The 25,385-nt window shown below is 57.9% G+C and carries 18 protein-coding genes and 1 other RNA gene; 14 read left to right on the top strand and 5 right to left on the bottom strand.

Going from position 1 to position 25,385, the window contains the following annotated elements:
- The first annotated feature begins 12 nt into the window (after positions 1-12).
- Positions 13-984 (top strand): ABC transporter permease, encoded by a 972-nt coding sequence (locus tag JUE30_RS01615; protein ID WP_203623325.1) that lies wholly within the window; start codon positions 13-15, stop codon positions 982-984.
- A complete protein-coding gene (locus JUE30_RS01610; protein WP_203623324.1) occupies positions 971-2,296 on the top strand; it encodes an RsmB/NOP family class I SAM-dependent RNA methyltransferase in 1,326 nt (441 codons plus the stop codon). Before JUE30_RS01615 ends, JUE30_RS01610 begins: the two co-directional genes overlap by 14 nt.
- 146 nt (positions 2,297-2,442) lie before the next feature.
- Here JUE30_RS01610 and fni read toward each other — a convergent pair whose 3' ends face one another.
- From fni to mvk, 3 genes are read right to left on the bottom strand one after another with little or no spacing between them, the layout of a single operon-like run.
- Complete coding sequence (fni, locus tag JUE30_RS01605; RefSeq protein WP_203623323.1) at positions 2,443-3,477, bottom strand: type 2 isopentenyl-diphosphate Delta-isomerase; 1,035 nt, start codon at positions 3,475-3,477, stop codon at positions 2,443-2,445.
- The gene (mvaD, locus tag JUE30_RS01600) at positions 3,474-4,436 is read right to left on the bottom strand and encodes a diphosphomevalonate decarboxylase (protein ID WP_203623322.1); all 963 of its coding nucleotides are present in this window, start codon (positions 4,434-4,436) and stop codon (positions 3,474-3,476) included. The genes fni and mvaD overlap by 4 nt, the downstream gene beginning before the upstream one ends.
- Positions 4,433-5,380, bottom strand: coding sequence for a mevalonate kinase (gene mvk / locus JUE30_RS01595; RefSeq protein ID WP_203623321.1), 948 nt, complete (start codon positions 5,378-5,380; stop codon positions 4,433-4,435). Before mvk ends, mvaD begins: the two co-directional genes overlap by 4 nt.
- 105 nt (positions 5,381-5,485) lie before the next feature.
- On the opposite strand from mvk, the gene JUE30_RS01590 reads away from it, so the two are divergent.
- The 9 genes from JUE30_RS01590 to JUE30_RS01550 are packed head-to-tail and all read left to right on the top strand — an operon-like array spanning position 5,486 to position 20,611.
- Positions 5,486-9,166 carry a PD-(D/E)XK nuclease family protein gene (locus JUE30_RS01590; RefSeq protein WP_203623320.1) on the top strand — a complete coding sequence of 1,227 codons (3,681 nt, stop codon included), beginning with the start codon at positions 5,486-5,488 and terminating at the stop codon, positions 9,164-9,166.
- Positions 9,159-13,016, top strand: coding sequence for a helicase-exonuclease AddAB subunit AddA (gene addA / locus JUE30_RS01585; protein ID WP_203623319.1), 3,858 nt, complete (start codon positions 9,159-9,161; stop codon positions 13,014-13,016). The genes JUE30_RS01590 and addA overlap by 8 nt, the downstream gene beginning before the upstream one ends.
- A gap of 30 nt (positions 13,017-13,046) precedes the next feature.
- On the top strand, positions 13,047-15,836 hold the full coding sequence (locus tag JUE30_RS01580; RefSeq protein WP_203623318.1) for a helicase C-terminal domain-containing protein: 2,790 nt from the start codon (positions 13,047-13,049) through the stop codon (positions 15,834-15,836).
- Complete coding sequence (locus tag JUE30_RS01575) at positions 15,826-16,314, top strand: DUF5590 domain-containing protein (RefSeq protein WP_239061337.1); 489 nt, start codon at positions 15,826-15,828, stop codon at positions 16,312-16,314. Before JUE30_RS01580 ends, JUE30_RS01575 begins: the two co-directional genes overlap by 11 nt.
- A 21-nt stretch (positions 16,315-16,335) precedes the next feature.
- Positions 16,336-17,514: a pyridoxal phosphate-dependent aminotransferase gene (locus JUE30_RS01570; protein WP_203623317.1), complete on the top strand. Its 1,179-nt coding sequence runs from the start codon at positions 16,336-16,338 to the stop codon at positions 17,512-17,514.
- 16 nt (positions 17,515-17,530) lie between these two features.
- Complete coding sequence (gene asnS / locus JUE30_RS01565) at positions 17,531-18,829, top strand: asparagine--tRNA ligase (RefSeq protein ID WP_203623316.1); 1,299 nt, start codon at positions 17,531-17,533, stop codon at positions 18,827-18,829.
- A gap of 51 nt (positions 18,830-18,880) precedes the next feature.
- Positions 18,881-19,492: a DnaD domain-containing protein gene (locus JUE30_RS01560; RefSeq protein WP_203623315.1), complete on the top strand. Its 612-nt coding sequence runs from the start codon at positions 18,881-18,883 to the stop codon at positions 19,490-19,492.
- 5 nt (positions 19,493-19,497) lie between these two features.
- Positions 19,498-20,145, top strand: coding sequence for an endonuclease III (gene nth / locus JUE30_RS01555; RefSeq protein ID WP_125754594.1), 648 nt, complete (start codon positions 19,498-19,500; stop codon positions 20,143-20,145).
- 1 nt (position 20,146) lies between these two features.
- The gene (locus JUE30_RS01550) at positions 20,147-20,611 is read left to right on the top strand and encodes a deaminase (protein ID WP_203623314.1); all 465 of its coding nucleotides are present in this window, start codon (positions 20,147-20,149) and stop codon (positions 20,609-20,611) included.
- A 63-nt stretch (positions 20,612-20,674) separates the two neighbouring features.
- On the opposite strand, the gene JUE30_RS01545 is transcribed toward JUE30_RS01550, so the two are convergent.
- Together JUE30_RS01545 and recU are read right to left on the bottom strand one after the other, a co-directional pair.
- Positions 20,675-22,954 carry a transglycosylase domain-containing protein gene (locus JUE30_RS01545; RefSeq protein ID WP_203623313.1) on the bottom strand — a complete coding sequence of 760 codons (2,280 nt, stop codon included), beginning with the start codon at positions 22,952-22,954 and terminating at the stop codon, positions 20,675-20,677.
- The gene (gene recU, locus JUE30_RS01540) at positions 22,947-23,561 is read right to left on the bottom strand and encodes a Holliday junction resolvase RecU (RefSeq protein ID WP_203623312.1); all 615 of its coding nucleotides are present in this window, start codon (positions 23,559-23,561) and stop codon (positions 22,947-22,949) included. Before recU ends, JUE30_RS01545 begins: the two co-directional genes overlap by 8 nt.
- A gap of 70 nt (positions 23,562-23,631) precedes the next feature.
- Here recU and JUE30_RS01535 point away from each other — a divergent pair, with 70 nt between their 5' ends.
- From JUE30_RS01535 to rnpB, 3 genes are all read left to right on the top strand, one after another.
- A complete protein-coding gene (locus tag JUE30_RS01535; RefSeq protein ID WP_203623347.1) occupies positions 23,632-24,195 on the top strand; it encodes a DUF1273 domain-containing protein in 564 nt (187 codons plus the stop codon).
- Positions 24,196-24,251: 56 nt separating this feature from the next.
- Positions 24,252-24,641, top strand: coding sequence for a cell division regulator GpsB (gene gpsB, locus JUE30_RS01530; RefSeq protein ID WP_203623311.1), 390 nt, complete (start codon positions 24,252-24,254; stop codon positions 24,639-24,641).
- A 19-nt stretch (positions 24,642-24,660) separates the two neighbouring features.
- Positions 24,661-25,021: RNase P RNA component class B (rnpB, locus tag JUE30_RS01525), an RNA gene on the top strand.
- Positions 25,022-25,385: the final 364 nt, after the last annotated feature.

Genomic DNA, 25,385 nt, shown 5'->3' with positions numbered 1-25,385 from the left:
GGAGGCTGCACCTTGAAGCGACTGTTCATTTTAGCGGCGGCGTGGGTCCTGTTGATTCTCGGGGCCGGCTGGGTCTGGTCAACGCATGACCAAACCGAATACGCGGAACTGCTGGATCACTACAACCTCAGCGAGCAGGCGGTCAAGATCACGACTAAATCGCCGTTAACACTGCCGCAAGCCGCCGCCAAACTGGCCCAAAGCGACCTGACAAATGTTCAGGTGCAGTTTCGCGCCAGTGGCGCCCGGGTCTTCCTGTACGCGAAAGGCAGCTACGGCGAGTTGCCGCTTGCCTCAGGTCAGTGGTTTTCCGACGCTGACCTGCAGTCGCCGCTACCCGTCGCCGTGGTCGGCAATGATTTAAGTGCGCGCCTCGCCACCGGTAGCCACCAGCAGTATCTGAAGCAAAACGGCCAATACATTCCGGTCCTTGGGGTCGTGTCCTCGCCGCGCAGCCAGCGGCTTAACCAGGCCATTTTTCTGAATGCCAGTGGCGCCGGCCAAGCGGCACCACGCCTGGCCAACGTTAAGATCTACGCGGACGGCGCTAATATTCAAAAGCAAAAGAGTCAGCTGGCCAAGCTGCTCGGCGGCAAGGCCTCAAAGTATCAGTACCGCCAGCACCTTGGCGTTTCCGACTGGTGGCAAACCAGCGGCTTAACTGCACTGTGGTGCGTGCTGCTGGTACTGGGTGCCTTGCTGATCGCCTGGCTTGCGCAGTGGTTTATCAAAAACACGCTGCCAGCCGAGCTCAAAGCACCGCAGCGCACGCGGGCCCTGCGCACGCAATGGGTCCGGCTGGCCGGTTATGGGGCGCTGCTGACCGCCGCCGGAACCCTCACCGCCAACTGGTGGTTTTACGTGAGTGACCGGCCGCGTCTAGTGGTCTTCGCCACAAGCCTCTGGGGGCTGGCGGCGGTTGCACTATATGGTTTAATCATGCACAATTCAAAAAAAAGGGAGCGCAAGCATGAATCTGCCTGAGGGGTTTGAGGAAAAATATCGCCGCCTGCTGGGGGCTGAAGCTGACGCGTTTCTGGCCAGTTTCGACCGACCAGCCGCTTCGGGCTTTCGCGTCAATCCGCTGCACCAGGCTGAAAGTGCCGCGCCTGCGGTTCCTTGGAGCCAGTGGGGGCACTACGGCAAGGTGGCGGGGACCTCGCTGGCTCACATTGCCGGTGATGTCTACAGTCAAGAACCCAGCGCGCAGTTCGTGGGGACCGTCGCCGCACCCGCCCCTGGTGAGCGGGTGCTCGACTTGTGTGCCGCGCCCGGAGGCAAAACCACCCATCTGGGCAGTTTCATGCAGCAGGAGGGGCTGCTGGTCGCCAACGAGATCAACGCCGGGCGTGCCCGCGTGCTTTCCAGCAACGTGGAGCGCTTCGGTCTGACCAACACGCTGGTGACCAACAGTGATCCGGCCCATTTGGCAGCGCGGCTGCCAGAAGCATTTGATCGGATCTTGGTTGACGCACCGTGCTCCGGTGAAGGTATGTTTCGCAAGGATCCAGATGCCATGGCCTACTGGACGCCGGATTACCCGGTCAGCTGCGCCGAGCGCCAGCGCGAGATTTTGACCGAAACCGTGAAAATGTTGCGGCCGGGTGGCGTTTTGATCTACTCGACCTGCACATTCGCCCCTGAAGAGGACGAGCAGATGATTGCCTGGGCGACGGCCAATCTGGGCCTGACCGTGGTGCCAATCTCTAAGCCTGACGGCATCGCCAACGGGCGCCCGGGGTGGGCCAATGGTGATCCGGCACTGATGGGTACTGCCCGCCTGTGGCCGCACCAGTTGGCTGGTGAGGGACACTTTGTCGCCAAGCTGCAAAAAGCCGGTGACGGCGTGGTTCAGGTCGGCGCGGTCGTTGCTCCCGCCAAGCTTAATCGAACACAGCAGCATGATTTTGACGAATTCGCGAAGACGACGTTCAAGCAGCCGTTTACTGCCCCGTTAACCTTGAATCGGGACACGCTAGCCACGCTGCCGCCGCAAACACCGGCGCTGGTTGGCATACACATTCTGCGTACCGGTTTGACGCTGGGCACCTTCAAGAAGGGCCGGTTTGAGCCGGCGCATGCGCTGGCGACAGCACTAGCTCCTGAGGCGTTTCAGTCGGTCGTCGAGGTGTCTGAGGAAGAATTTGCCAAGTATCGCCACGGCGAAACCCTTAGTCGCCCGGCGCTGACCAAAAAGCAAACGGTGTTATTGACCTACCAAGGCCACGGCTTTGCCCTTGGCAAGGCGGTCAATGGCACGATTAAAAACGCGTATCCTAAGGGACTGCGCATCTAAGGCTGAGACATCAAGCGATTTTAGCCCAAAGCATAAGCGCCCCTGCGCCACGATTGGTTTAAAATCGCGGTGCAGGGGCGTTTGGGCGTTGCTTTATGGAACGCGACTAGGCAAGCTGGTCTGATTTTCTTTTAGATGGGCAGGCTTCACTTTGGCAGCGGCAAATGGCGCTGCTGGGCGTAGCTGACCAGGGCCGGGGAAAGGACCACCGGCACCTGCTGCAGGGCGTTGAGGTCCGCCGCCCCCAGCAGGGTCAGCAAGGCGGGCAGTTGCTGCTGCCAGGCCTTGATATGCGCCTCTGCGGCTGCCGGGCCTTCCTGGATCAGCCAGTGGAGCACCTGGCCGCTGATCCCCACGGCACTGGCGCCCAGCCGCAGGGCCTTGATCACGTCGAGGGGACTGCGCACGCCGCCCGTCGCGAGGATCGTCAATCCGCTGCCTTGGGCTTCCAGCAGCGACTCAACGGTGGATTGGCCAAAACCAATCAAGTCCTGGTAATCGTCGCTTTGCCGCCGCACGCCTTCGATTTGGGCGAAATTGGTGCCGCCACGGCCGCCAACGTCGACGTATTTTACGTTGACGGCGGCCAACTTGGCGAGAGCTTCCTTAGTCATCCCAAACCCGACCTCTTTGACGATCACCGGCACGGGGCTGGTTTCGACCAGCGTCTGGAGATTAGCGAGCCAGTGAAAGTCCCGGTCGCCTTCGGGCATGATCAGTTCTTGAACCGCGTTCAGATGAATCTCCAGCGCGTCGGCGTGAAGCATGGCAATCGCTGCTTGTGCCTGGGCTGGCGTTTTATTCGCACCGATGTTGCCAATCAAAAACCCGTCTGGGTCAGCCGTCCGCGCCACGTGAAAAGTCTCCGCCAACGCCGGTTCTTTCAGCGCGACCGCCTGCGACCCTGTCGCCATGGCCAGCCCAGTGTGGGCGGCAATGGTGGCGAGCTTCTGATTGTACTGGCCGGTTTGCTTAGAGCCGCCAGTCATTGCGTTAATGAAAAACGGCCACTGCCAGTCGAACAGGGCGGGTTTGACGGCAACTTCGCCAACAGCGGTTTCGGGCAGCGGATCGTGAAGCAGGCGCACCTCATCGAAGCCGGCTGTCGCGTGTGCGGCAAAAAACTTTTCGGCTAGGAAGACGTGTTCATCTTTGCGGTGTGACTGAATCGATTGGCTCATCGTGCTTCCTCCAATACTTTGGCCGCGGGACCGGGGCCGGCCACCAGCAGCCGGTCTTGAAACTCGGGCAGCGCCGCTTTGACCGCTTCAACGGCTGGCGCCAGCGTCAAAATTTTGACGTTCGGGCCGGCATCCATCGTCGCGTAGGCGGGAATGCCTTGGGCGCGCATGGCCTGAACCGCGTGCCACACCTGCAGCGTCGCGGGCTGAAAATAGGTGAAGGCCGGGGCGCTGGCGAAAATCGCCGCGTGCATGCGAGCGCTGCTTTGCTCGGTCAGCTCACCGACGCGAGTGAAGTCGGCTGCGGCCAGGGCGTTCACCATCTCACCGGCCGCCTGCTCGTTGTTTTCGACCCAGGCCGAAAAGTAGGGGCTCGTGGCAACGGTGTTGGCCATCAGCTGCCTAGACGACACGGGTTTGGGTCCGGCGTCGACCATCACCACCACCATGCGTAGCGGCAAGTGGGTCTCTGGCAGCGCCTCAGCAAATGAGGTGAGGTCGTCTTCGCCGCGATGCCAAATCGCCAGCCCCCCAAAAATTGACCGCGATGCTGACCCTGAACCGCGCCGGGCTAGTCGGGAAAGTTCAAGTGAAGACAGCGACAACCCGGCGTCACGACTGGCGGCCAGCGCCAAGGCAGCGTACGCCGACGCGGAACTAGCGAGCCCGGCCGCGGTGGGCACATGGTTCACTGAGGTGACCCGGGCAAATTGGTTCAGCTTGGCCTGCGCCCGCACCAGATCCAAAAAGGCACTGACCTTGGGCGCCGGCTGCAGCTTGCCGTCGAGGACAAAGGTGTCCGCGGCCAAATCTGAGTCAAACGCGACCGTGGTGTCCGTGTAGAAATCATCCAGCGTCAAGGAGACACTGCTGGTGTACGGCAAGATCAATTTGGCATTGCGTTTGCCCCAGTATTTGATCAAGGCGATATTGGTGTGCGCACGTGCGGTGGATGTCATGAAATCGCCTCGCTTTCGGAAAAGTCATACTGCCAGGTGGCTGCGGCGCCAGCTCGCTGCAGCGCCTGCGCGATGGTCGCCGCGCTGGTGCTGTCTTGCGCCAAGGCAATCATGCAGCCGCCCTGACCGCTGCCGGTCAGCTTGGCCCCGAGTGCACCGGCTGCGGCCGCCGCCTGAATCAACCGGTCAAGGGCGGGGGCGCTGACGCCCAGTTGGCTCAGCGCGGCTTGGGCCGTATTAAGTTGCTTGCCCAGCGCAGCCAGATCATCTTGCGCCAACGCAACGGCCGCCTTGCGACTCGCGAGCCCAATGCTTTCAATCAGCGGCTGAAACCGCGCATGATCGCGGCGCAAAAGGTCGGCGACGTGGCCGACTGCGGCCCCGGTTTGGCCCATCTCGCCAGTGTCGGCGATCACCAGCACACCGCGGGAAGGGAAGTGAATGGCTTTAGGCGCCTCACCGCGGATAAACCACTGCGGCCGGTCCGCTGACGTCGTGGCGGCATCAAGGCCGCTGGGGTTGCCGTGAATTGCTTTTTCAGAGACCGCGGCCCAGTTCAAAAGGGTGGCCCGGTCCAGCGAGGTGTCAAACGCCGCGTAAAATGCCCGGATGATAGCAATCGCACAGGCTGCCGACGACCCCATGCCGCGCTCGGCCGGCAAGGCGCTTTCAATCGTCAGCGTGAAGCCCTGCGATTCGGCGCTGAAGAACACCAGCAGGCGAGAGATCAACTTGGTCAGCCCGGTGAACGGGGGCTGGGCGTCAGCCAGCAATCCGCGATAGAAAGTTGAGCGGATCTTCTGCTGGTGATCCTGCGTAGGGGTCACGGTCACTTGCAGTTTGATCGACTTGATGGGCAGTGCGATGGCAGGCTGGCCATAGACGACCGCGTGCTCCCCAATCAGGATGATTTTGGCGCGGCTTTCACCTTTTGCTTGATGCATAGAATCGCTCCTTTTATTCCTATAAATGATACCCCATCGCCGCTGCCGGGACTAGTCGCTTATGCTAAACTTAGAGCAGTTGAAAAACGGACAGGAGGCCCGCACATGACGTTGCAATTTTATCTGGGCACAGCGGCGGCTGATCATCGCCAGAAAATGGTTGCGGCCGTTGACCAGGCGTTGAAAGCCGGCAAAGAGGTCTTCTACCTCGTGCCGAACCACGTGAAGTTTGAAGCGGAAGTCAGCTTGCTGCAAGGGCTCCGGGAGCGCGATGGCGGGGTGCAGGGGCAGTTTGCGGTCAGTCGGCTGCAAGTCCTGTCGTTTAGCCGGCTTGGTTGGTACTTCCTGAAAAATACGGAGGCTTACCAGAAGCCAGCGCTGGATCGCGCCAGCAACACGATGCTGGTCAGCAAGGTGTTCAATGACCTGCTGAATGATGATGCCACCAAGCACCAGCTGAATTTGTTTGCCGGGTCGGCCCAAAATCCCGGTTTTTTTGCCGAACTTGCCGATCAGCTGGCGGAGCTGCAAACTGGCCGGGTCACTGCTGACATGCTCGCGGATGCGGTCACTCGGGGGGAGGCCCACCTTCAGGACGCCGAAAAGCTGAAGGAGCTGCAGATCGTCGCCGCGGCGTACGAAAAGCAGGTGCAGGCCTTCGCCACGCCCGCAGCATTGCTTGATCAGTTGACGCGCTGGGTCGTTGACCACGCCGACCGGCTCCATCACGCCGCCTTTTTCCTCGACCACTTTAATAACCTGTCGGCCAGTGAATTTCACCTGGTCCACACAATGCTGCACACCGGTGCCGACTTAACGGTCGCCTTAACGCTAGATCAAGAACCGCAGGCTCAGCCGCAGGGCCCGGCGTTATTTCTGCCTGCCGCTAAACTGTATTATCAGCTGAGTCAGTCGGTGAATGATATTCCAGGGCGGACGTGGGACCCCGTCACCCATTACTGCAGCGTCTTTGAAAATACCAATGATCTGCGACTTGGGGTCGATGCGTTCTGGCGCAGCCAATACGGCGGTGATGAAGGCGCGGCAGCCGCCCCTGACGCTGACGCCGTGATCGCCACAATGACAAACAAGCCTGAAATCAGAAAGGCGAGCGAACCCTACGTCGAGCTGCGCGCCGTGGCCAAAGAAATCGTGATGGCACTACACAAGGACCCTGATCTGCGCTACCGGGATTTTCTGATTGTCGCGCGGCATTTGGCGCCGTATGAACCGTACCTGCAACCGGTATTTAACGAGCAGGGACTGCCAGTTTTCATTGACCGGGAGCGGCCAATGGAGAACCATCCGCTCATTGCACTGATCCAAAGCCTGTTTGCGGTTCAGCGGTATCACTACCAATACGAGGACGTGATGAAACTGCTGAAAACCGAGCTGCTGATCCCCTCTGGCATGAGCGCGGCTGATTTTCGAGAGGCCCTGGATGTCACAGATAACTTCTTGCTCAAAACCGGCAAGCATGGTGATGCCTGGCTGCGCGAGGAGCATTGGCAGTACATCGACCATATCGATCACTCCATGAATGAGAAGCATGAGGAAGTCGACGAGTTTGTGGCCGATCCTGAAAAAACCACTCAGATCAACCTGATTCGAGACTTTGTGGCGACTAACCTGCCGCCTTTGTTTAGCGCCTGGGAAAACGCGCAAACCGGAGCCGAAGGGGCCACAGTGCTTTACCAGTGGCTGGAACATGTTGGCGTCACCAGTGTCCTTGGAAAGTGGCGGCAAGACGCCATTGACGAAGGAGACCTCACCGCGTCAACGGCTGGTGAGCAGGCCTGGCAGAAACTGGTCACTCTGCTGGACGACTACGCCAACATTCTTGGTGATGGCGCGCCAGAGGCTGCAGCCGCGGCTGAAAATAAGTTTAACTTGCAATCGTTTGCCGACCTGCTTAACGCTGGCTTTTCGGGCGCCAGTTACACTCAAATCCCGTCAACGTTGGATGAGGTGACCGTGTCCGAAACCGGCCTGAGTCGGCTGGCCAAGTTTAAGCGTGTCTTCGTGATCGGGGCGACCAGCACCGTAATGCCGGACACCCCGACTGATCATCCCATCATCACCGACGCCGACCGCGAGGCACTTCAGCCGCTGCTCGACGAAGGCGCCTATCTGCCTGAATCGGGGGCGGAAAGTGCCCTCGGGGATGCTTTTCTCAACTACCTGGCCATGATGGCTGGCAGTGAGAAGCTCACGCTGAGCTACCCCGAGTACGGCGACGAAGAGAATCACGCTTCCAGCTATTTGACCCAAATGGCCAAGTACTTTGGCGTCTCTGTTGAGCCTTGGCCAGAGTTAAGCCTTGATCTCAATGCGAATAGCGACTTTAGCAGCCCGCGGGGGATGTTGGCGGATTACATGCGCATCTTTGAACTGGCGCAGTCGAGTCATAGTGCGCGGCCAGAAGCCTGGGAGACGATCATGACAGCCTTGCGGCGGACTCCTGGGGTTTTGGGCGCATTGGCGAACCGCTTGGCGCAAAATGCCGGCACGCAAAACCCAATCGGCGAACTGCAGCCGGCGCTGGCTGAACAACTTTACTCACCGCACATGAGTATTTCGATTTCACAACTGGAGCGGTTCTACGCCAATCCGTTCGAGTATTTTTTGGTTTACGGGTTGAAGCTGCGCAAGCGGCCTGAATTTGAGCTGTCACCATTGGATTCAGGGACGCTTTACCACAAAGTGATGGAAGTGCTGCTCAGTGATCCGAAGTATGATCTGAACGCCCTCATCAAGCAGAAGACCCTTTGGCAAACAGTGAATGAACTGGTGCAAGGCACGGCGCAAAAATTTGGGATCGATATCCTGCAGGCCGACAGCTACTGGCAATTTGTCGCGGGCCAAATCAGCACAATGCTGACCAACAGTGCGCTGGCGATCGTCCATCAGCAAGCAAATACCGCGTTTCGGCCGAGTGGTTTTGAACTGAATATTGGCCGCGGCCATGGCGACAAGGCCATCAAAGGGCTGGAATTTCCACTTGAAGGCGGTCGCAGTGTCACCGTTGCCGGGCGGATTGATCGGCTAGATGAGGCCGTGATTGATCAGCGCCGCTACTTCGTGGTGCTTGATTACAAGTCAAGCAGCCACAGCTTTGATATGCTGAATGCTTACTACGGGCAAACGATGCAACTGCTGACGTACATCGATGCGGTGCGGCAGACTGACGGAAAATTTGCGGGGATGACCCCGGCTGGGGCGCAGTATTTTGTGCTTGACCTGCCGAGCCTGAGATATGCGAAGCTGATTGATTCAAAAGCACCAGATCAGCCCTTGGCCGAGAAGCAAATCAATGAAGCGCGATTGAACTATTATCGGCTTGACGGACTATTTTTACTTCCGGATGACGCTGACTTTGATCAGCACCAGCATCTCATCTCCGCGTTTGATCAGACGCTTGAGCCAGGCGAGAAAATGGCGACTGGTCGGCAGTCTCCTGTTTTCGGCATCGCCGTGAAGCAGGGCGGCGGCCTAACCGCAAAGGCCGAGAAGAAAATGTACAAGCTGTCGGACATGCAACTGCTGTTGCAGCACAATGAAAAGCTGATCAAGCAGGCGGCAAATGACATTCTGCACGGCGTAATCAAACTAGCGCCGCTTCAGTTCAAGCATGAGTCCACGATCATCACGCGCAGTGATTATCAGGCCATTATGCGGTTTGATCCGGCAACCGGTGGCGACGAATACAATCATGTCCCATCATTTTCACAGGATGAGATCTTGGCCCGACTCAAGGCTGAACAGGAGGACAACCAGAATGAGTGACGCAAATACCCTCACCGAAGATCAAAAAAAGGCTGTCACATTAACGGGCAGTAATCTGTTGGTGTCCGCCAGTGCTGGTTCCGGGAAAACCAAGGTCCTCGTCGATCGCATCATCAATCGTCTCAGGAATGATCCGGACGCTTCGTTGAGCAAAATGCTGGTGGTGACGTTCACCAAGGCCGCCACCGCCGAGATGAAGCTCAAAATCGAAACCAAGCTGCGTGAACAACTGACTGACGGTGATTTAACCCAAGCGCAGCGGCAACATCTGGCCAAGGAGGTCGCTCAGGTTAGTGCCGCCAACATCATGACCCTCGACTCATTTTCTAAGCAGGTGGTGGATCACTACTATTACGTGATCGACATGGACCCCGGTTATCGCATGATGACAGATGAATCCGAGGTCTTGCTGTTCAAGACGCGCGTTTGGGAAGATCTGCGAGCGAATATCATGACCACCGATTGGCGGGATGACTTTGCGGCGCTTGAGGCCAACTTTTCGACCAAGGCGACCAAGGACGGCTTGCAGGACATTGTGTTTGACCTGTACGAGTACGCGATGACAACCAAAGATCCGCAGGCGTATCTGAGCCAAATCGCGGCGGCCTACGCCGAGCAGAAAGAGTCCTGGATGGCCGACGTCTGGGCGGCAGTCAAGCCCGAACTGACCCGCAGTTTGCCACTGCTGGAAGAAGCGGGGCAGTTGGTTAACGGCAGTCCTGTGCTTTCGCTCTGGCAGGAAAAAATCAACCCCACTTTGACCGCAGTCAGGAAAATGTCAACGCTGACGAAGCCCAGTTACAGGGCCGCCTATGCGGCATTTCGGGCCATCACCTATCCCAAATGGCGGACGCCGACCGCAAAAGAGCATCAGTACGATGAATTCAGGACGGCAATCAAGTCCGCTCAAACCCTGCGCGACACCGCTAAAGAGACGCTAAGCGCACTGGCTGATTGGTTTGTCATTGCGCCTTCAGATCTTGAGGCCGCGATGAAAGGGGCTTATTCTGTCGCCGAAACGCTGCAGCGGACAATGCTGGAATACTTGACAGCCATGGCGGCCGAGAAGAAAGCGCGCCGCGTCCAGACCTTCGGCGACATCGCCCAGAACGCCTTAGCGATTCTTAACCATCAGCCGCAAGCAGGCGCTTCAGGCCAGGCTGACGCCGAAAATCAGGCCTCTTTGACGGTCGGCGACCACTATCGGGCCCTGTTTGATGAGGTCTTGGTCGACGAATATCAAGACATTAATCCACTGCAAGATGCCCTGCTGGATGCCGTCAGCAAGCAGGCACCGGCTCACGGCAATCGGTTCATGGTCGGCGACATGAAGCAGAGCATTTACGGGTTCCGGTTAGCCGATCCGCAGAAATTTCTTAAGCGCTACCATGACTATTCAAAATCCAGTGCGGACGGCCAGCTGGTCTTGTTGAATCAAAATTTTCGTTCGACCAAGAACGTCCTGGCGTTCACCAACTTAGTGTTCACTCAGATCATGGACCGGGCGCTTGGTGACATTGCCTACACCGATGACGAAAAGCTGCATGAAAATACCGGCTATCAGTATCAGGAAGCCGGTCAAACGAAAGAGTTCCATCTCCCAACTGAACTGTTGATCGAGGTGAAAGACGCAGATACGCCAGAGGTCAAAGCTGCGGCCACGCCGAGCAACTTGGCGGATGACGCAGAAGCCGAAGAAGAGGACAATAATGACCTCAGCGTTAGCCAGGCGATCATGGTCGCGGCCAAAATCAAGGCCCTCACCGCACCTAATAGTCCGGCCCGGCTATTCGATAAAGACGCGGCACCAGATGCCGCAAATCGGCTCAGACCAGTGACTTATCACGACATCACGTTACTCACCCGGAGTCGCACCAATAATTTGACCCTGCAACAGGTCTTTACCAAGGCCGGGATCCCTTTGGTGGTTTCCAAGACGCAGAATTTCTTCAAAACCACCGAAATGATGGTGATGCTCAGTCTGCTGCGGATCATCGATAATCCCAAGCAGGAAATTCCGCTGACCGCCGTGCTGCGTTCGCCAATCGTGGGCCTGGACGCCAATGATTTAGCGCGCATTCGCATTGCGGCAGAAAGCGGTCCTTACGATGAGGCAGTCTTCAACTACGCCCAGCGGACAGATGTGACTGACCCAGCGGAAACCGCCCTGCGCGACAAACTATGCGATTTTTCTGAGCTGCTGGAGGAGCTGCGGGTCTTTGCGCGCACTCATGACCTTTCTGCCTTGATCTGGCATATTTACGAAGAGACGGGCTTTTTGGATCTCGTCGGCAGCCAAGCCGGCGGGCGGCAGCGCCAGGCCAACCTGCGAGCCTTGGCGAAACGGGCGGCTGAATACGAAAAAGGGGGCTTCAAAGGCCTGTTTGCATTCGTTCAGTTCATTGAAACCATGCAAAAGCAGGACAAAGACCTCAGCCAGCCAATTTCGCTGGCTTCAGATGTCAACGCTGTTTCGCTAATGACGATTCACAACAGCAAGGGGCTGCAGTTTCCAATTGTCTTCCTGCTTGATAGTCAAAAAAAGTTCAACGACAGCGACCTGAAAGCCGCTGCGATTCTCAGCCAATCCCCGGCCGCCCGGCCAGGGGAGCCCAAGCGCGAACTAGTTGGACTCAAGTGGCGGGATCCCAAAACCTTCGTCGAGTATCTGCTGCCACAGTACCAAATCGCCAAGAACCAGAAGAAAAAGCAGCTTTGGGCAGAGGAAATGCGGCTGCTGTATGTCGCATTGACCCGCGCTGAGCAGCAGTTGATCATTGTTGGCACCCCTAAATCATCAGGCAATCTATACACGCAGGAGAAGCTGGAAAAACGCTGGCTGGCTAATGCAGACGGTGTGGATGATGTGCTGCCACTTGCGCCGCGCCTTGCCGCGGGATCATTTCTTGACTGGATTGGCATGGCGTTAGCGCGCACCGGAGTGCTTGAAGCCGGTGGGGCGGTCAAGGATTCCTTGGCGGCGGATCTGGCTAAGGCAGACATTAAGCTGAATTACCAAATCGACCCTCATCTTGACAGCGAGGACAATGAGGCCACCCAGGCGCCGGCGCAGCCGAAGCCGGCGGGCTTTGACCGGCGCCTTGCGCAGTGGCTGGCTTTCGCCTACGCCAATGAGCGGGCAACCACCACGACCGGGTTTCAAAGTGTCACCGAGTTGAAGCGGATGTTTGAAGACCCTGACGTCACCGACGCCCAGGACAGCTCGCCGCGCAAAACGGGCCACCGCCTTACCAGTGATTTTGCTAAGCCGGCCTTTCTGCGGGAGGCAAAAGCCACCTCTGGCGCCGCAGTCGGGACCGCGACGCACTTGCTGCTGCAGCAGGTGCCACTGACTGGTCCACATGACGAAGCGACACTGGCAGAGCTGGCCGATCAGCTCTTGAGTCAGAAGCTGATCACGCCGGCAGTCCGCAGCGCGATGCGGCTGGAACGCGTTGCGGCCTTTTTCCAGACGCCGCTTGGCCAAAAGCTCGGCGCTGAGGCCACCAAGGTGCACCGGGAGCAGGCCTTCTCGCTGCTGTGGCCGGCCGCAGATTTTCCGCAGGCGGAAGATGAGCAGCCGAGCACCAGCAACCTGGAAGGTGACGTCCTGGTCCACGGGGTGATCGACGGGTTCATTGAGGAGCCAGACGGGATCATCTTGTTCGATTACAAGACGGACCACATCGGCAACAAGCTTCATGAGGTCATTGAACGGTATCAGGGCCAGCTTGAGGTCTACGCCGAGGCACTGACGCTGATGACCAAAAAGCCCGTGCTGCACCGCTACCTGGTGCTGCTGGAAACCGGGGATGTGCATGAGGTGCAGCCCGTTAAGCGCACGCGTTAAAAATAGTTAGTAACGGAAGGAAGAATGCAGATGTCGGGCGACACAGTGTACGCGGTAATTGATCTTGAGACCACGGGGACTGAGCGTGACTCAGACCGCATCATTCAATTTGGGTGTGCGGTCATGCAAGACGGGCACATCCTCTCCACGATGTCGCAGATGATCAACCCTGACCGCCCCGTGCCGCAAGCCATTCAGCGACTAACAGGCATTCACCCTGCTGACCTGACCGCGGCCCCGTATTTCGCCGACGTTGCGGGAACAATCCGCGATTTGATCGGGGATGCCGTGATTGTCGCGCATAACGTCAACTTCGACTATCCCTTTTTGTCGAACGCACTGACTTTGGCGGGACAGCCGCCGTTGACCAACGCCGCAGTCGATACGGTGGAGCTTTCGCAGGTGCTGCTGCCCACGCAGGCCAGCTACCGCTTGAGTGACCTGACCGCCGCTTTGGGCATCACCCACGACCACCCCCACCGGGCGGATAGTGATGCCATCAGCACGGCCAAACTCCTTTGGCGGCTGCGGGCGGTCTTTCAAGCGCTGCCGACCCCGACCCAAAAGCTGCTCAGCCGCCATGGCACGTTCCTACTGCGCGACACTGGCGACTTCTTAAAGGCCGCAGTCAAACCCGACCAGCCTTTGACCGCCGACATGCAGCAGGTGGGCGACTTAGTGATCAGGCAGCCGCAGGGGCTGGAACCCGAGGTGGGCCAGGCGGTTTATCCTGCCGATGACGCGGCCAAAAAGGCCATGCTGCGGCCGCAGTTTCGGTTCCGGCAGGTGCAGGCGCACATGATGGACATGATCCACACCAATGCGCTGGGCGAACGGCGTCCGCTGATGATCGAGGCGGGGACTGGGGCCGGGAAAAGTTTGGGGTACCTGCTGCCTTACGCCTATCTGGCCAGCCCCGCGCATCAGCTAGTGGTCACCACGCACACAACGCTGCTTCAAACCCAGTTGGTTAACAAGGAGCTGAAGAGTGTTCGGGAACTCACTGGGTTGACGCTGCCCGCAGTCCTTTTGAAAAGTCCGCGGCACTACTTGGACCTGGCCAAATTTGCCGCCAGTCTGCAGCTGCCGCGGGCCAACCGGCTGACGCGGCTGCTCCAAATGAAGATCATTGTGTGGCTGACGCAAACCGCGACCGGCGATTTAGATGAACTGCAGCTGACCAATTATCACGCGCCTTTATTCGCGCGCATTCAGGCGACCGGCGATAACCGACTGGCGATGCCAGGACCATACGCCGACGCCGATTTTCTGGTACGCCTGAAAAATGAAGTTCAGCGGGCCGCCATTATCGTCACCAATCACGCCTATCTGGCGCGGCATTTTCAGGAGCTGCCGGGAACCTCGGACTATCTTGTGGTGGATGAAGCACAGCACTTCGCGGATACGACGGCAGAGGCGTTTTCGCGGACGCTGGATCTCGGCAAACTCAGGCGAAGGCTTGGGCAACTGCTCACCTTTATCGAAGGGCAGCATGGCGAAGGCCTTTCCCAACTTGTTCAGTCCTCGGCGGCGCTGAGTTATCAACTGAGCCAGGCCAGGGCCCAAATTGAGACCCTTGAGAATCAAATCGAGCAGCTGCAGGATAAACTCTACCGCCGCAACTTCACGCCAATTAGCCATCCCAGCGGCCGGGTGGCCCAAACCCTTGACGAGGCAGGGGTCAGCTGGCTGAACGGTGAGTTAGACGCGCCACTGGCCGGGCTGAAGCGGCAGCTGCCCCCGCTTTTGGCAAGTGTTACCAGCGTTGCCGAGACGGTGCAACAGCAGCAAAGTCACTTTGGCGCGGCGCCGCTGCTGGAAGGGCTGGCCGGGCTGCTCAGCGCGCTGCAGCGCCAAACCGATCGTCTGAGCCACCTGGATCTTCAGGGCTTAGCAAAGGCGCAGGTGGTCGTCGGCCTAACGCTGGCCAATCAAAATGACCGGCTGAGTTTAGCCGTGACTTGGACGCGCTTTGCCGCGGGTGCTATCATTCAAGAAGAACTCTCGCACTTCACCGCGCCTGTCTTTGTCGGCGCGACCCTCACAGTCGGCCGCAAGTTTGACTATCTAGCGGGTCAGCTGGGTTATCAGGATTTCCCAGAGGCGCAAACCCTGCGCCTGCGCAGTCCGTTTCATTACAAGCAGCAGGCCCAGGTGTTTCTGGCGACTGATGCCCCGAACGCTCACGACCTGCCTGCCAGCGCCTATGCGGATTACTTGGCTGGGGCGATTGCGCAGCTGGCTGACAATCAGCACCAAACGCTGGTCCTGTTCACCTCGCTGGCAATGATCGACGAGGTGTACCGCCGCCTCGCCCGCATGCCGATTGCCGGGCACAAGGAACTACTTGCGCAAGGCGTGACCGGCACGGCGTCACGGATCGCCAAGCGCTTTGCGGTGGGAGAGCAAACGCTGCTCCTCGGCGCAGCAAGCTTTTTCGAAGGGGTCGACTATCCGGACAAGCAGCTGGAGCAGGTCATCTTGACGCGGCTGCCCTTCGACAACCCGGATCGCCCCGACGTGAGGGCGCGAGAGCAGGCACTTGCCGCGCGCGGCGAGGATCCGTTTGCGGCCGACATGTTGCCGCGGGCCATCTTGCGGTTTCGGCAAAGCTTCGGCCGGCTGATTCGCACCGAGCGCGACCGCGGAGTGTTCGTGGTCTTGGATCCGCGCCTGGGGACCACCGCTTACGGCCGGCAAATGGCCAAAAGCCTGCCGAACCTGAAGCCGATGAGTTTGCCGCTGGCGGACTTGATTCCGCTGGCCAATGCGTGGCTTGATCACACCATCATCAAAAAGGAGGCGCACCATGCGCAGTAATCGAATGCAGTGGCGGAACCTGGTGGGGCCTGCCGTTGGCCTGGTCATTTTAGCCATCACTATCGGCGCGTATGTACGCGCGTTAAGCCCGCTTTACTCCGTGCGCCGGCAGGCCATTGCCATTGCCCGCAAAACGGCAAACGTCAAGCAGGTCAGCAACTTTTACTGGGATAAAGAGGACGATTCTTATCTCACGGTGCAGGGTACGACCAGCCAGAACCAGCCGGTTTACGTACTGATTCGCCAGAAAACTGGTAAGGTCCGGGTCGCCGCTCAGGGCAGTGGCATTAGTCGCAGTGCGGCAATCGGGCAGGCCCAGACCAAATTTGCGCCGCGCAAGATCCTGAACGCGGGCCTGCGGTGGCGCGCAAAGAAATTCGTCTGGGATGTTGGCTATATCACGAAGTCTGGTAAACTGGGTTACGTGACATACGATTTCAAGACGGGCACGCAGGTGAAGTCCATTCGGAACCTGTAAGGCTCCTCGAGGAGGAATTGGATGCATTTAGCAAAACGTATTAACAGCGTGGCCCCTTCGGCGACACTGGCAATCAGTAGTCTCACGAAGCAAATGAAGGCCAACGGGCAGGACGTGATCGACCTTTCGATCGGCCAGCCGGACTTTACGACGCCGGCCTTTATCGACGCCGCGGCCACGACCGCGATCAATTCCGGCCAGGCGAGTTTCTACACGCCGGCCACTGGGATTCCGGAGCTTAAAGCCGCGATTGCCGCACACGTGGCGGCGCAAACCGGTGTGACGTACGAGCCGGAGCAAATTGCCGTGACTACCGGGGCTAAAATGGCCCTTTTCGGCTTGTTTCAGGTGCTGCTGGACCCAGGCGACGAAGTCTTAGTCCCAACGCCCGGCTGGGTCTCGTACGTGGAACAGATCCGGCTGGCTGGTGGGGTGCCGCGCGCCGTTGTGGCGGCTGCGCATTTTAAGGTGACAGTCGACGAGCTGGAAGCGCAGCGGACAGCCAAAACCCGCGCCGTGATCATCAACTCACCGCAAAATCCCAGTGGGGCGGTATACTCCCGCCAGGAGCTGACACTGATCGGTAACTGGGCGCTGCAGCACGGCATCCTGGTTATCGCGGATGATATCTACCGCGACCTGATATACAACGGCGCCAGTTACACCTCGATGATCGAAATCGATCCGGCCATTACTGCAAATACGGTGCTGATCTCCGGAGTATCGAAATCATACGCGATGACCGGCTGGCGCATCGGCTTTGCGGCCGGACCAGAAAAATTGATTGGCGCCTTGGGCAAGTTGCTGGGGCACGCAACCGGCAATCCGACTGCGGCCAGTCAGTACGCGGCGGTGGCCGCCTTCTCCAGTGACGGCACCGCGGTGGCAAGCATGCGCCAGGCGTTTGAAGACCGGCTGAACACGATTTTTCCGCTGGTGCAAAAGCTGCCGGGCTTCGATCTGCCTGAAAAGCCGCAAGGGGCGTTTTACCTGTTTCCGCAGGTCAAGCGTGCCGCCGCGCTCACGCACTACACCAGTGTCGACGAGTTTGTCTCGGCGCTGCTGCAGGAAACCGGGGTGGCACTGGTGCCAGGGCGCGCGTTCGGCATGCCGGACTACGCGCGGCTGAGCTACGCAACGGATAAGGCCTCATTGCTTGACGCGGTTGGCCGTATCGAAAATTTTGTTGGAAATAACTAGTGAGGGGAAATAACCAATGACGCAAGAGATCCGCATCAAAGACGCAAAGGATCACGTAAACGAAGAAGTCCGCATCGGGGCCTGGCTGACGGACAAACGCTCCAGCGGGAAAATTGCTTTCCTGCAGCTGCGTGATGGATCGGCCTTTTTCCAAGGAGTCGTGCTGAAGAATAAGGTCAGCGAAGAGGTGTTCCAAACCGCCAAAGAAATGCGGCAGGAAACCAGCATGTGGCTGACTGGCGAGATCCACGAGGATGCCCGCAGCCATTTTGGCTACGAAATCGAAGTGCACGACATCGAAGTGGTGGGGGAAAGTGAAGACTACCCGATTACCCCGAAGGAGCACGGAATCGAATTTCTGCTTGATCACCGCCACCTTTGGCTGCGCAGCAAGCGCCAGTTCGCGATTCAGCAGATTCGCAACGAAATGGTCCGGGCCACATACGAATTCTTCAACCAGGAAGGCTTCATCAAGATGGATCCGCCAATTCTGACCGGCAGCGCGCCGGAAGGAACCACCGAGTTGTTTGAGACGGATTACTTCGATCAGGAAGCCTACCTGAGCCAGTCCGGCCAGCTCTACGCCGAAGCCGGTGCCATGGCGTACGGCAAGGTCTTCACGTTTGGCCCGGTCTTCCGCGCGGAAAAGAGCAAGACTCGCCGGCACCTGACGGAATTTTGGATGATCGAACCTGAAATGGCCTTCACGCACCAAGAGGAAAGCCTGAGGGTGCAGGAAAACTACATCGCGTACTTGGTGCAGTCCGTTCTTGACAACTGCGCCTATGAACTGAAGCTGATCGACCGTGATCCGGAAATTCTCAAGCGTTATACCAAAACCCCTTATCCAAAAATTCGCTACGACAAGGCCATCGAAATGCTGCAGGAAGGCGGGTTTGACACCAAATGGGGCGACGATTTGGGCTCTCCTGAGGAAACTTACCTGTCTGAGCAATTCGAGCAGCCGGTGTTTGTCCTGAACTACCCGAAGGCCATCAAGCCGTTTTACATGCTGCCAGAAGAAGGACGGGAGGACACGTATGTCTGCGCCGATTTGCTAGCCCCGGAAGGTTACGGCGAGATTATCGGTGGCTCCGAGCGTGAAACCGACTATGACAAGCTGAAGGCGGCCATCGAGGCCAAGGGGCTGGACCTGGCCGAGTACGAATGGTACTTGGATCTGCGCAAGTACGGCAGCGTGCCGCATTCCGGGTTCGGACTGGGCTTCGAGCGGGCGATCACCTGGATCTGCCACTTGGATCACCTGCGCGAATCAATTCCGTTCCCACGGATGATCAACCGCTTAAAGCCGTGATGCTTGGGCTGGGCTTAGGCCCGGCCTTTTTGTTCAGAAAGGGGGATCTTCATGGCAGATTTAAGCAGTTATCTGGCGGCCGGACAGACCAGTCTGTCGCAGGCGCTGTTCGCGCACTTTAGCGAGACGACGCTGACGCACCGGGAGTTCGTGGTGTACCTGTTTCTGGCTGACTGGGGGCAGCACCACGAGGAAGCACCTGAACTTGGCGCGCTGGCCTCGGCGACGAAGCTTAAAAAGCAAGACCTGTACACCGTGATTGAAACGCTGATTCAAAAAAACGCCATCCAGCTGGTGCAGCGGCCTGGTCAGGGTGGCCGCACGCTGGATCAGTACGACGTGACGCCGCTTTTGGATACGGTTCTAAAGCCCACTTCCGGGCATCCGGTTTCCCCAGCAGCGGCACCGGACCAGCAGGTGTTCAGTCAAATCGAGGCTGAATTCGGCCGGCCGCTGTCGCCAATCGAGCAGCAGACCATCACTGATTGGCTGACGATCGACCACTACGCGCCAGACATGATCAACCTCGCGCTGCGTGAGGCCGTGCTCAATCAGGCCTATTCGTTGCGGTACATGGATCGCATCTTGATCAACTGGGAGAAAAAACATTTGACCACGCCGGCTCAGGTACAAGCTGAACAGGAAAGGCACTTAGGGCTATGAGCAGGATGACCAACGCCCGGGCTCAGGAACTGCTGAGCCTGGTGCTCAAACTATACCCAGATCCGCAGCCGACGTTGAACGCGCAAACCCCTTACCAGATTTTGGTGGCAGTGATGCTGTCTGCACAAACCACGGACGTTGCGGTCAATGCTTGCACGCCGGCGCTGTTTGCGGCGTACCCGACGCCAAGCGCGATGGCAGCAGCCTCCATTCCCGCCATCGAAGCGAAAATCGACCGGCTGGGCCTTTACCACAACAAGGCAAAATACCTCAAGGCGCTGTCGGCTGAGTTAGTCGCGCGGTTTGACAGCACCGTACCTCAGACTTATGCCGAACTGACGAGTTTGCCAGGGGTCGGGCGCAAAACCGCCACCGTGGTCCGCACCGACGCGTTTGGCATTCCCGGCATTGCCGTTGACACGCACGTCAGTCGGATCATCAAGGGCTTTGGCATTGCCCCGCAAAAAGCGACCCCTGACCAGATCCAGGCCCGCCTTGAACACCTGATGCCGCCGAGCACCTGGATTCGTCTGCACCGCGGGCTGATCCGGCTGGGCCGGGAATGGCTCACGGCGCGCCACCCACAGTTGCCTGCCGACCCTGCCTGGCAGGCATTCAAGGACGACTATTCCCCGCTGAAAGAAGGTAAGTAACATGACCGATCAAATTGTTGCCTCAACGCGGCAAGTCCGCCGCGAATCTTGGGACCAATACTTCATGCAACTGGCCACTGTTGTGGCTCAGCGCTCCACTTGTGAGCGGGCGACAGTGGGGGCGCTGCTGGTGGTTGACCATCGCATCATCGCCACCGGCTACAACGGCAGCATCTCCGGCGACCCGCACTGTGATGACGCTGGGCACCTGATGCGCGATGGTCACTGCATTCGTACCCTTCACGCCGAAATGAACGCCATCCTGCAGTGCGCCGAAAACGGGGTCTCCACGCGAGGGGCGGCGCTGTATGTGACCTATTACCCGTGCCTCAACTGCACCAAGGCGCTGATCCAAGCCGGTGTCACGCGCGTCTATTTTGCGCACGATTACCGCAATGACCCGTACGCCGTGCAGCTCTTTGAAGAGCACCACATCAAAACGACGCTCGTCACCGTTCCTGCTTAGACCATACGAAAGGCCTTGCCCGTTTGGGCAAGGCCTTTCGCGTTGCATATTCACTTACTGGCGTCACTGAGGCGTGGTACCGTCTGGCCCGGGCGAGCCGCCGCTGGCAGACGAAGAGCTGACACTGGGCTCGCTGCTGCTTTCAGCGCTGCTTGAACTGCTTGATGGCAGCTCACTTGATGAACTGACCGAACTGGATTCACTGCTAGAAGTCGTGCTCGAAGTTGAACTGGTGCTGGACGAGCTTGACGGCGTATCTGCCACAGCGGTCTTAGTTGACGGCCCATGACCGCGAACGTACAATTCGCGCGTCGTGTTTGCCGTGTTGCCGGTGACCGCAGTGCCAGGGTTGGATCCCTTCAGAATGTGCTCGACCAAGACTGAACTCGGCTTCGTCCAGTCCTTATTCGGCAGATTTTCACTGTCGACCATGTAACTCATCATCGCTTTGTAAATTTGTTGGGCAATCAGGTTGGAACCGTTGCCCAAGCCATTTTGTAACGGTTTGTCGTAACCGGTCCAAATCGACATGGTGCGCTGCGTGGTGTAGCCGGTAAACCAGATGTCCTTGGCTAACCCGGACAAAGCGGGGTTGGTTTTCAGTTCTTCAGGACCATAGTCTGACGTGCCTGTTTTGCCGGCTTCTTGAAGCCCTGAGATCTTCGCGTAAACGCCGGTCCCGTTGGTCAACACGCCTTTAAGCATGTCGGTGATCATGTAGGCGGTGCTTGCCTTCATCGCGCGCGTACCGTTGCTGGTGAAGTTGGTGGTGCGGCCTTCCATGTCAACGACTTTGCGGACATAGGTCGGCTTGTAGTACGTGCCGCCGTTGGCAAAGGCGGAATAAGCGGCGGCTTCTTGCTCGGTGGTCACCGAAGCCCCGATGGCACTCGGGTAAACTCGCTGATTTTCTGGCAGCGTGATGCCCAAGCCTTTCAGGAAGTTCAGTCCCCTGGAAAGGCCAACCGCTTTCAGCGTCCGGCCGGCGACCGGGTTCCGCGATTTGACTAGGGCTTCCCGAATGGAAATCCGCCCCAAGAACTGGTGATCGATGTTGTTAACTGATACCGTGCTATTCGGCCACATGAATGGTTCATCTTCCATTTGCTGGTAGGTGGAGTAGTTGAGGTACTCAATTGCCGGGCCGTAGTCGAGCAGCGGCTTCATGGTCGACCCGTTGCTGCGGTCATTTTGCGTGGCCCGGTTGTACGCCAGGCGGACATCGCCAGTCTTGCGGCCGCCAATTTGGGCGATGACGTTGCCGTTGTTCGGGTTGGTGATGGTCACAGCGGTTTGCAGCGAGTCATTCGGGAACTGGACATACTTATCGGTGTTGACGATATCGTATAGCCGTTGCTGTGCCTTCATGTCGATGTTGGTGTAAATTTTGAGATTTTCGCTGTACGGATCGACGCCAGTTTTGGCCTTTACTTCCTTAATGACAGAGGTGAGGTAAGAGTCGATGACCTTATCGGTGCCGGTGTTGGTGGTTTGCGTCTTCTGCGGCACCAGACCGTCGGTGACAGGCTGGGCTTTGGCCGCATCGGCCTGGGCCTGGCTGATTTTCTTGTTCGTCACCATCGCGGAAAGCACTTCATTGCGGCGCGTGGTGGCGGCTTCTGGGTGCTGGTAAGGGTCGTAGCCCGCGGGGGACTGCGGCATACCGGCAAGCAGCGCCATCTGGGCGAGGTCGAGCTGCTTCAAATCCTTATTGAAGTAGTACTTCGCCGCGGTACCCATGCCGCGTTGCGCGTTGTCCATGTAGACTTTGTTGATGTAAAACTCGAGAATCTGTTCCTTGCTGTATGACTGCTCCAGTTTGATGGCCAGCCAGGCTTCCTGCGCCTTGCGCTTCAGCGTTTGGTCAGACGCCTTGGTGGAAAAAACAGACAGCTTGATTAGCTGCTGGGTCAAGGTTGACCCGCCTTGCAGACCTGAGCCGCGGCCGGTGACTCGGCCGACGACGTTGTTCATCGCGGCGCTGGCGATGCGAATCGGGTCGATGCCCCAGCGCTCTTGATAAAAACGCCGGTCTTCAATCGAGACCACGGCGTCTTTCAGCGTCTGGGGAATCTCATCGGCGTTCACATAAGTGCGACTTTCGACGCCGAGGGTGGTGATCGCATTGCCTGATTTATCATAAAGGGTGGAGCTGCCGCCAGATTTCAAGGCGGATTCCGTCACTTTGGGTGCGCTGGACGCATAATAGGCGAACAGGCCGATGCCGGCGACCACGCCAACCACAAAGATGATCAGCAGAGTTTTGAGTACCGTGAGCCAGCGCCGTTTTTTCTTCGGCTTGCGTGCTTGTTTGCGCGCCATGCGTGATGGTGTATTAGCCATTTTGAGTGCCTCTCTTCGTTTTGATCAACCAATCCACGCCGTCCAGGTAAGGGATCAGCGGCTGGAGCTTGGGGTGCAGCTCAAAGCCGGCCGTCTCGATGGCCTTGAGCGGAATCGACTTGCGCCCGTTGTTCAGGCTCTCGGTCCACCAGTGGTTCAAGTCGCTGACCGGGTAGACAAACAGCCGGTTCAGCGACACGAAGCGGATCAACGCAAAACAGATCCCGCCTTGGTCCAGGCAGGCATTGAGATGCCTGATCTGGTGCGGGTGGAAATTCTTGAGCGGGAAACTCTGCTTGTTTTTGGTCTCCTTGGCGTCAAAATCGACGTAGTAACCCTGGTAAACGCCATTGTAGTCGGTGGTCGAAGGGGTTTTAAAATAGGCCTCCTTGATCACTGCCTGACTGCGCTGGGGGTAGTCCACTTTGACAATCTGGATCGGGGTTGGTTTCTTATAAATGACCGCACGTTTGGCCGCGCGATAATATTGATTGCTAGCATTGAGTTCGGCTTCTAGCGTCATGCCGCGACCGCCGTAATTGACAGCGTCCTCGGCGGTTTGCTTGCCGCTCTCGTATGCTTTACCATTGGGGTAATGAATAGCCATATGTTCACGCTCCTAGCGCCATTATATCAATCTTGGCCGGTCGTGACCTAATGAGAAGGGAACCGTTATGCTGACACGCCTTTGGCTGACTGGGTATCGCTCGTGGGAACTAAGCACTCACGGGGAAGATGACCCCAAGATCACGGTGATTAAGTATAGTTTAAAAAATGCACTGATCCCACTTTTGGACGACGGCCTGAAGTGGGTCATTACCGGCGGTGAGCTTGGCATCGAGCAGTGGGGTGCCCAAGTGGCGCTCAGCCTGAAGCCGGATTATCCGGACTTGAAGGTGGCGGTCATGCTGCCATTTGCCGATTTCGGGCACCAGTGGAATGAGGACAATCAGAATCGTCTTCAGACGCTGCTGGCCCAAGTCGACTTCACTCAGCCGACCTCGAGCGCCCCATATCAAAACCCAAGGCAGCTCTCAGGTTACACACAGTTTATGCTGCATCACACGGACGGCGCGCTGTTGGTTTACGACCCGGATTTTGAAGGTAAGCCGCGGTTTGCGTACCAAGGCGCGCAGGCGGAAAGCAGCCGGCGCGCTTATCCGCTGACGTTGATCGGGATGGAAGACTTGGAAGAGGCTGCGCGCGACTGGGCCGAAAACCAGGCAAATGAGCAGTTTTAATGCGATTAGTGGTATGATACAATAGTTTCAGTAAGTCTTCGAATGAGGTGCTGGATATGGATAGCAAGGAAAATACATTCAGTGTTCAACTTGACCCTAAGGCCATTTTGGACAAGAATTTCAAAAAAGTCATGCGCGGTGACGATCCTGACGAGGTCGATGAATTTCTCGACCAAGTCATCAAGGATTACGAAAGCTACAACGCCGAGCTGGATCGTCTCAGCGAGGAGAATGCGCGATTGCGCAGTCGCGTTGACGAGCTGACCAAGCAGTTATCCGTTTCGAAGAACGTGGCCGCGGCCACACCGCAGCAGCCCAGTGCGACTGCAACCAACTACGACATTTTGAAGCGGCTTTCCAATCTGGAGCGTCACGTCTTTGGCAGCAAGATTTCCGACGGCGGCCAAAGCACGCACGACGACCAGTCTGGAATCGATCAGTACTAAATTTGTGAATTCATTTGCAGTTCTCGAGTAATCGCGCCAGGCGTTTGTCTGGTGAGGAAAGTCCATGCCCGCCCAAGCTGCGATGCTTGGAGTGTTCGCGTCAGGCCCAATAAGCCTGAGTACCGTTTACGGTAACGGCGACCCAAAGCGCTAAGGCCTCGGCTATGCGTGAGTCGGTCTGAAAAGTGCCACAGAGACGATGCTGGCGGGAAACCGCCAGTCTGGAACGGGTAAACCCCGCGAGCGAGTAACCCAAACTTTGGTAGGGGCGCAAGGCCTAGGAAATTGAACCGATGGCCCTAACAGCGAAAGCTGAGATAGATGATTACTGAAGGCACCTTGGCCTGACTTGGTGCTGGAACAAAACATGGCTTATAGAGAACTGCAAACAGGCGCGGCTCGGGGTATCCCCGGGCTGTTTTTTTGTAAGGTGCGAAAGGCAAGGTGCGCAGGGGTCGCGCACTTAGGAGAATGGGTAGCCTAGCTCGAGGCATTGCCGCCGCTTCTTCGCGGCGAGGCCTCGAGCGTAGCTAGCCACTTCCCCGTTGCGAACCCGTAGCCCGATTATGTAAGGTGCGAAGGGCTGGCGGTTTTAGCGGGATGGCTAGCCTAGCGCAAGGCATTGCCGGCGATTTTGGCCGGCGAGGGCTTGTGCGTAGCTAGCCACTCCCGCGTTGCGAGCCCGTAGCCCGATTAAAGTAAGGTGCGAAGACTTGGCGCACTTAGGGGGACAGGCAGCCAAGC

Origin of the sequence: Lacticaseibacillus sp. 866-1, from assembly GCF_016861825.1 — a bacterium.
Lineage (GTDB): Bacteria > Bacillota > Bacilli > Lactobacillales > Lactobacillaceae > Lacticaseibacillus.
This window is presented reverse-complemented; position numbering and strand designations above follow the sequence as displayed.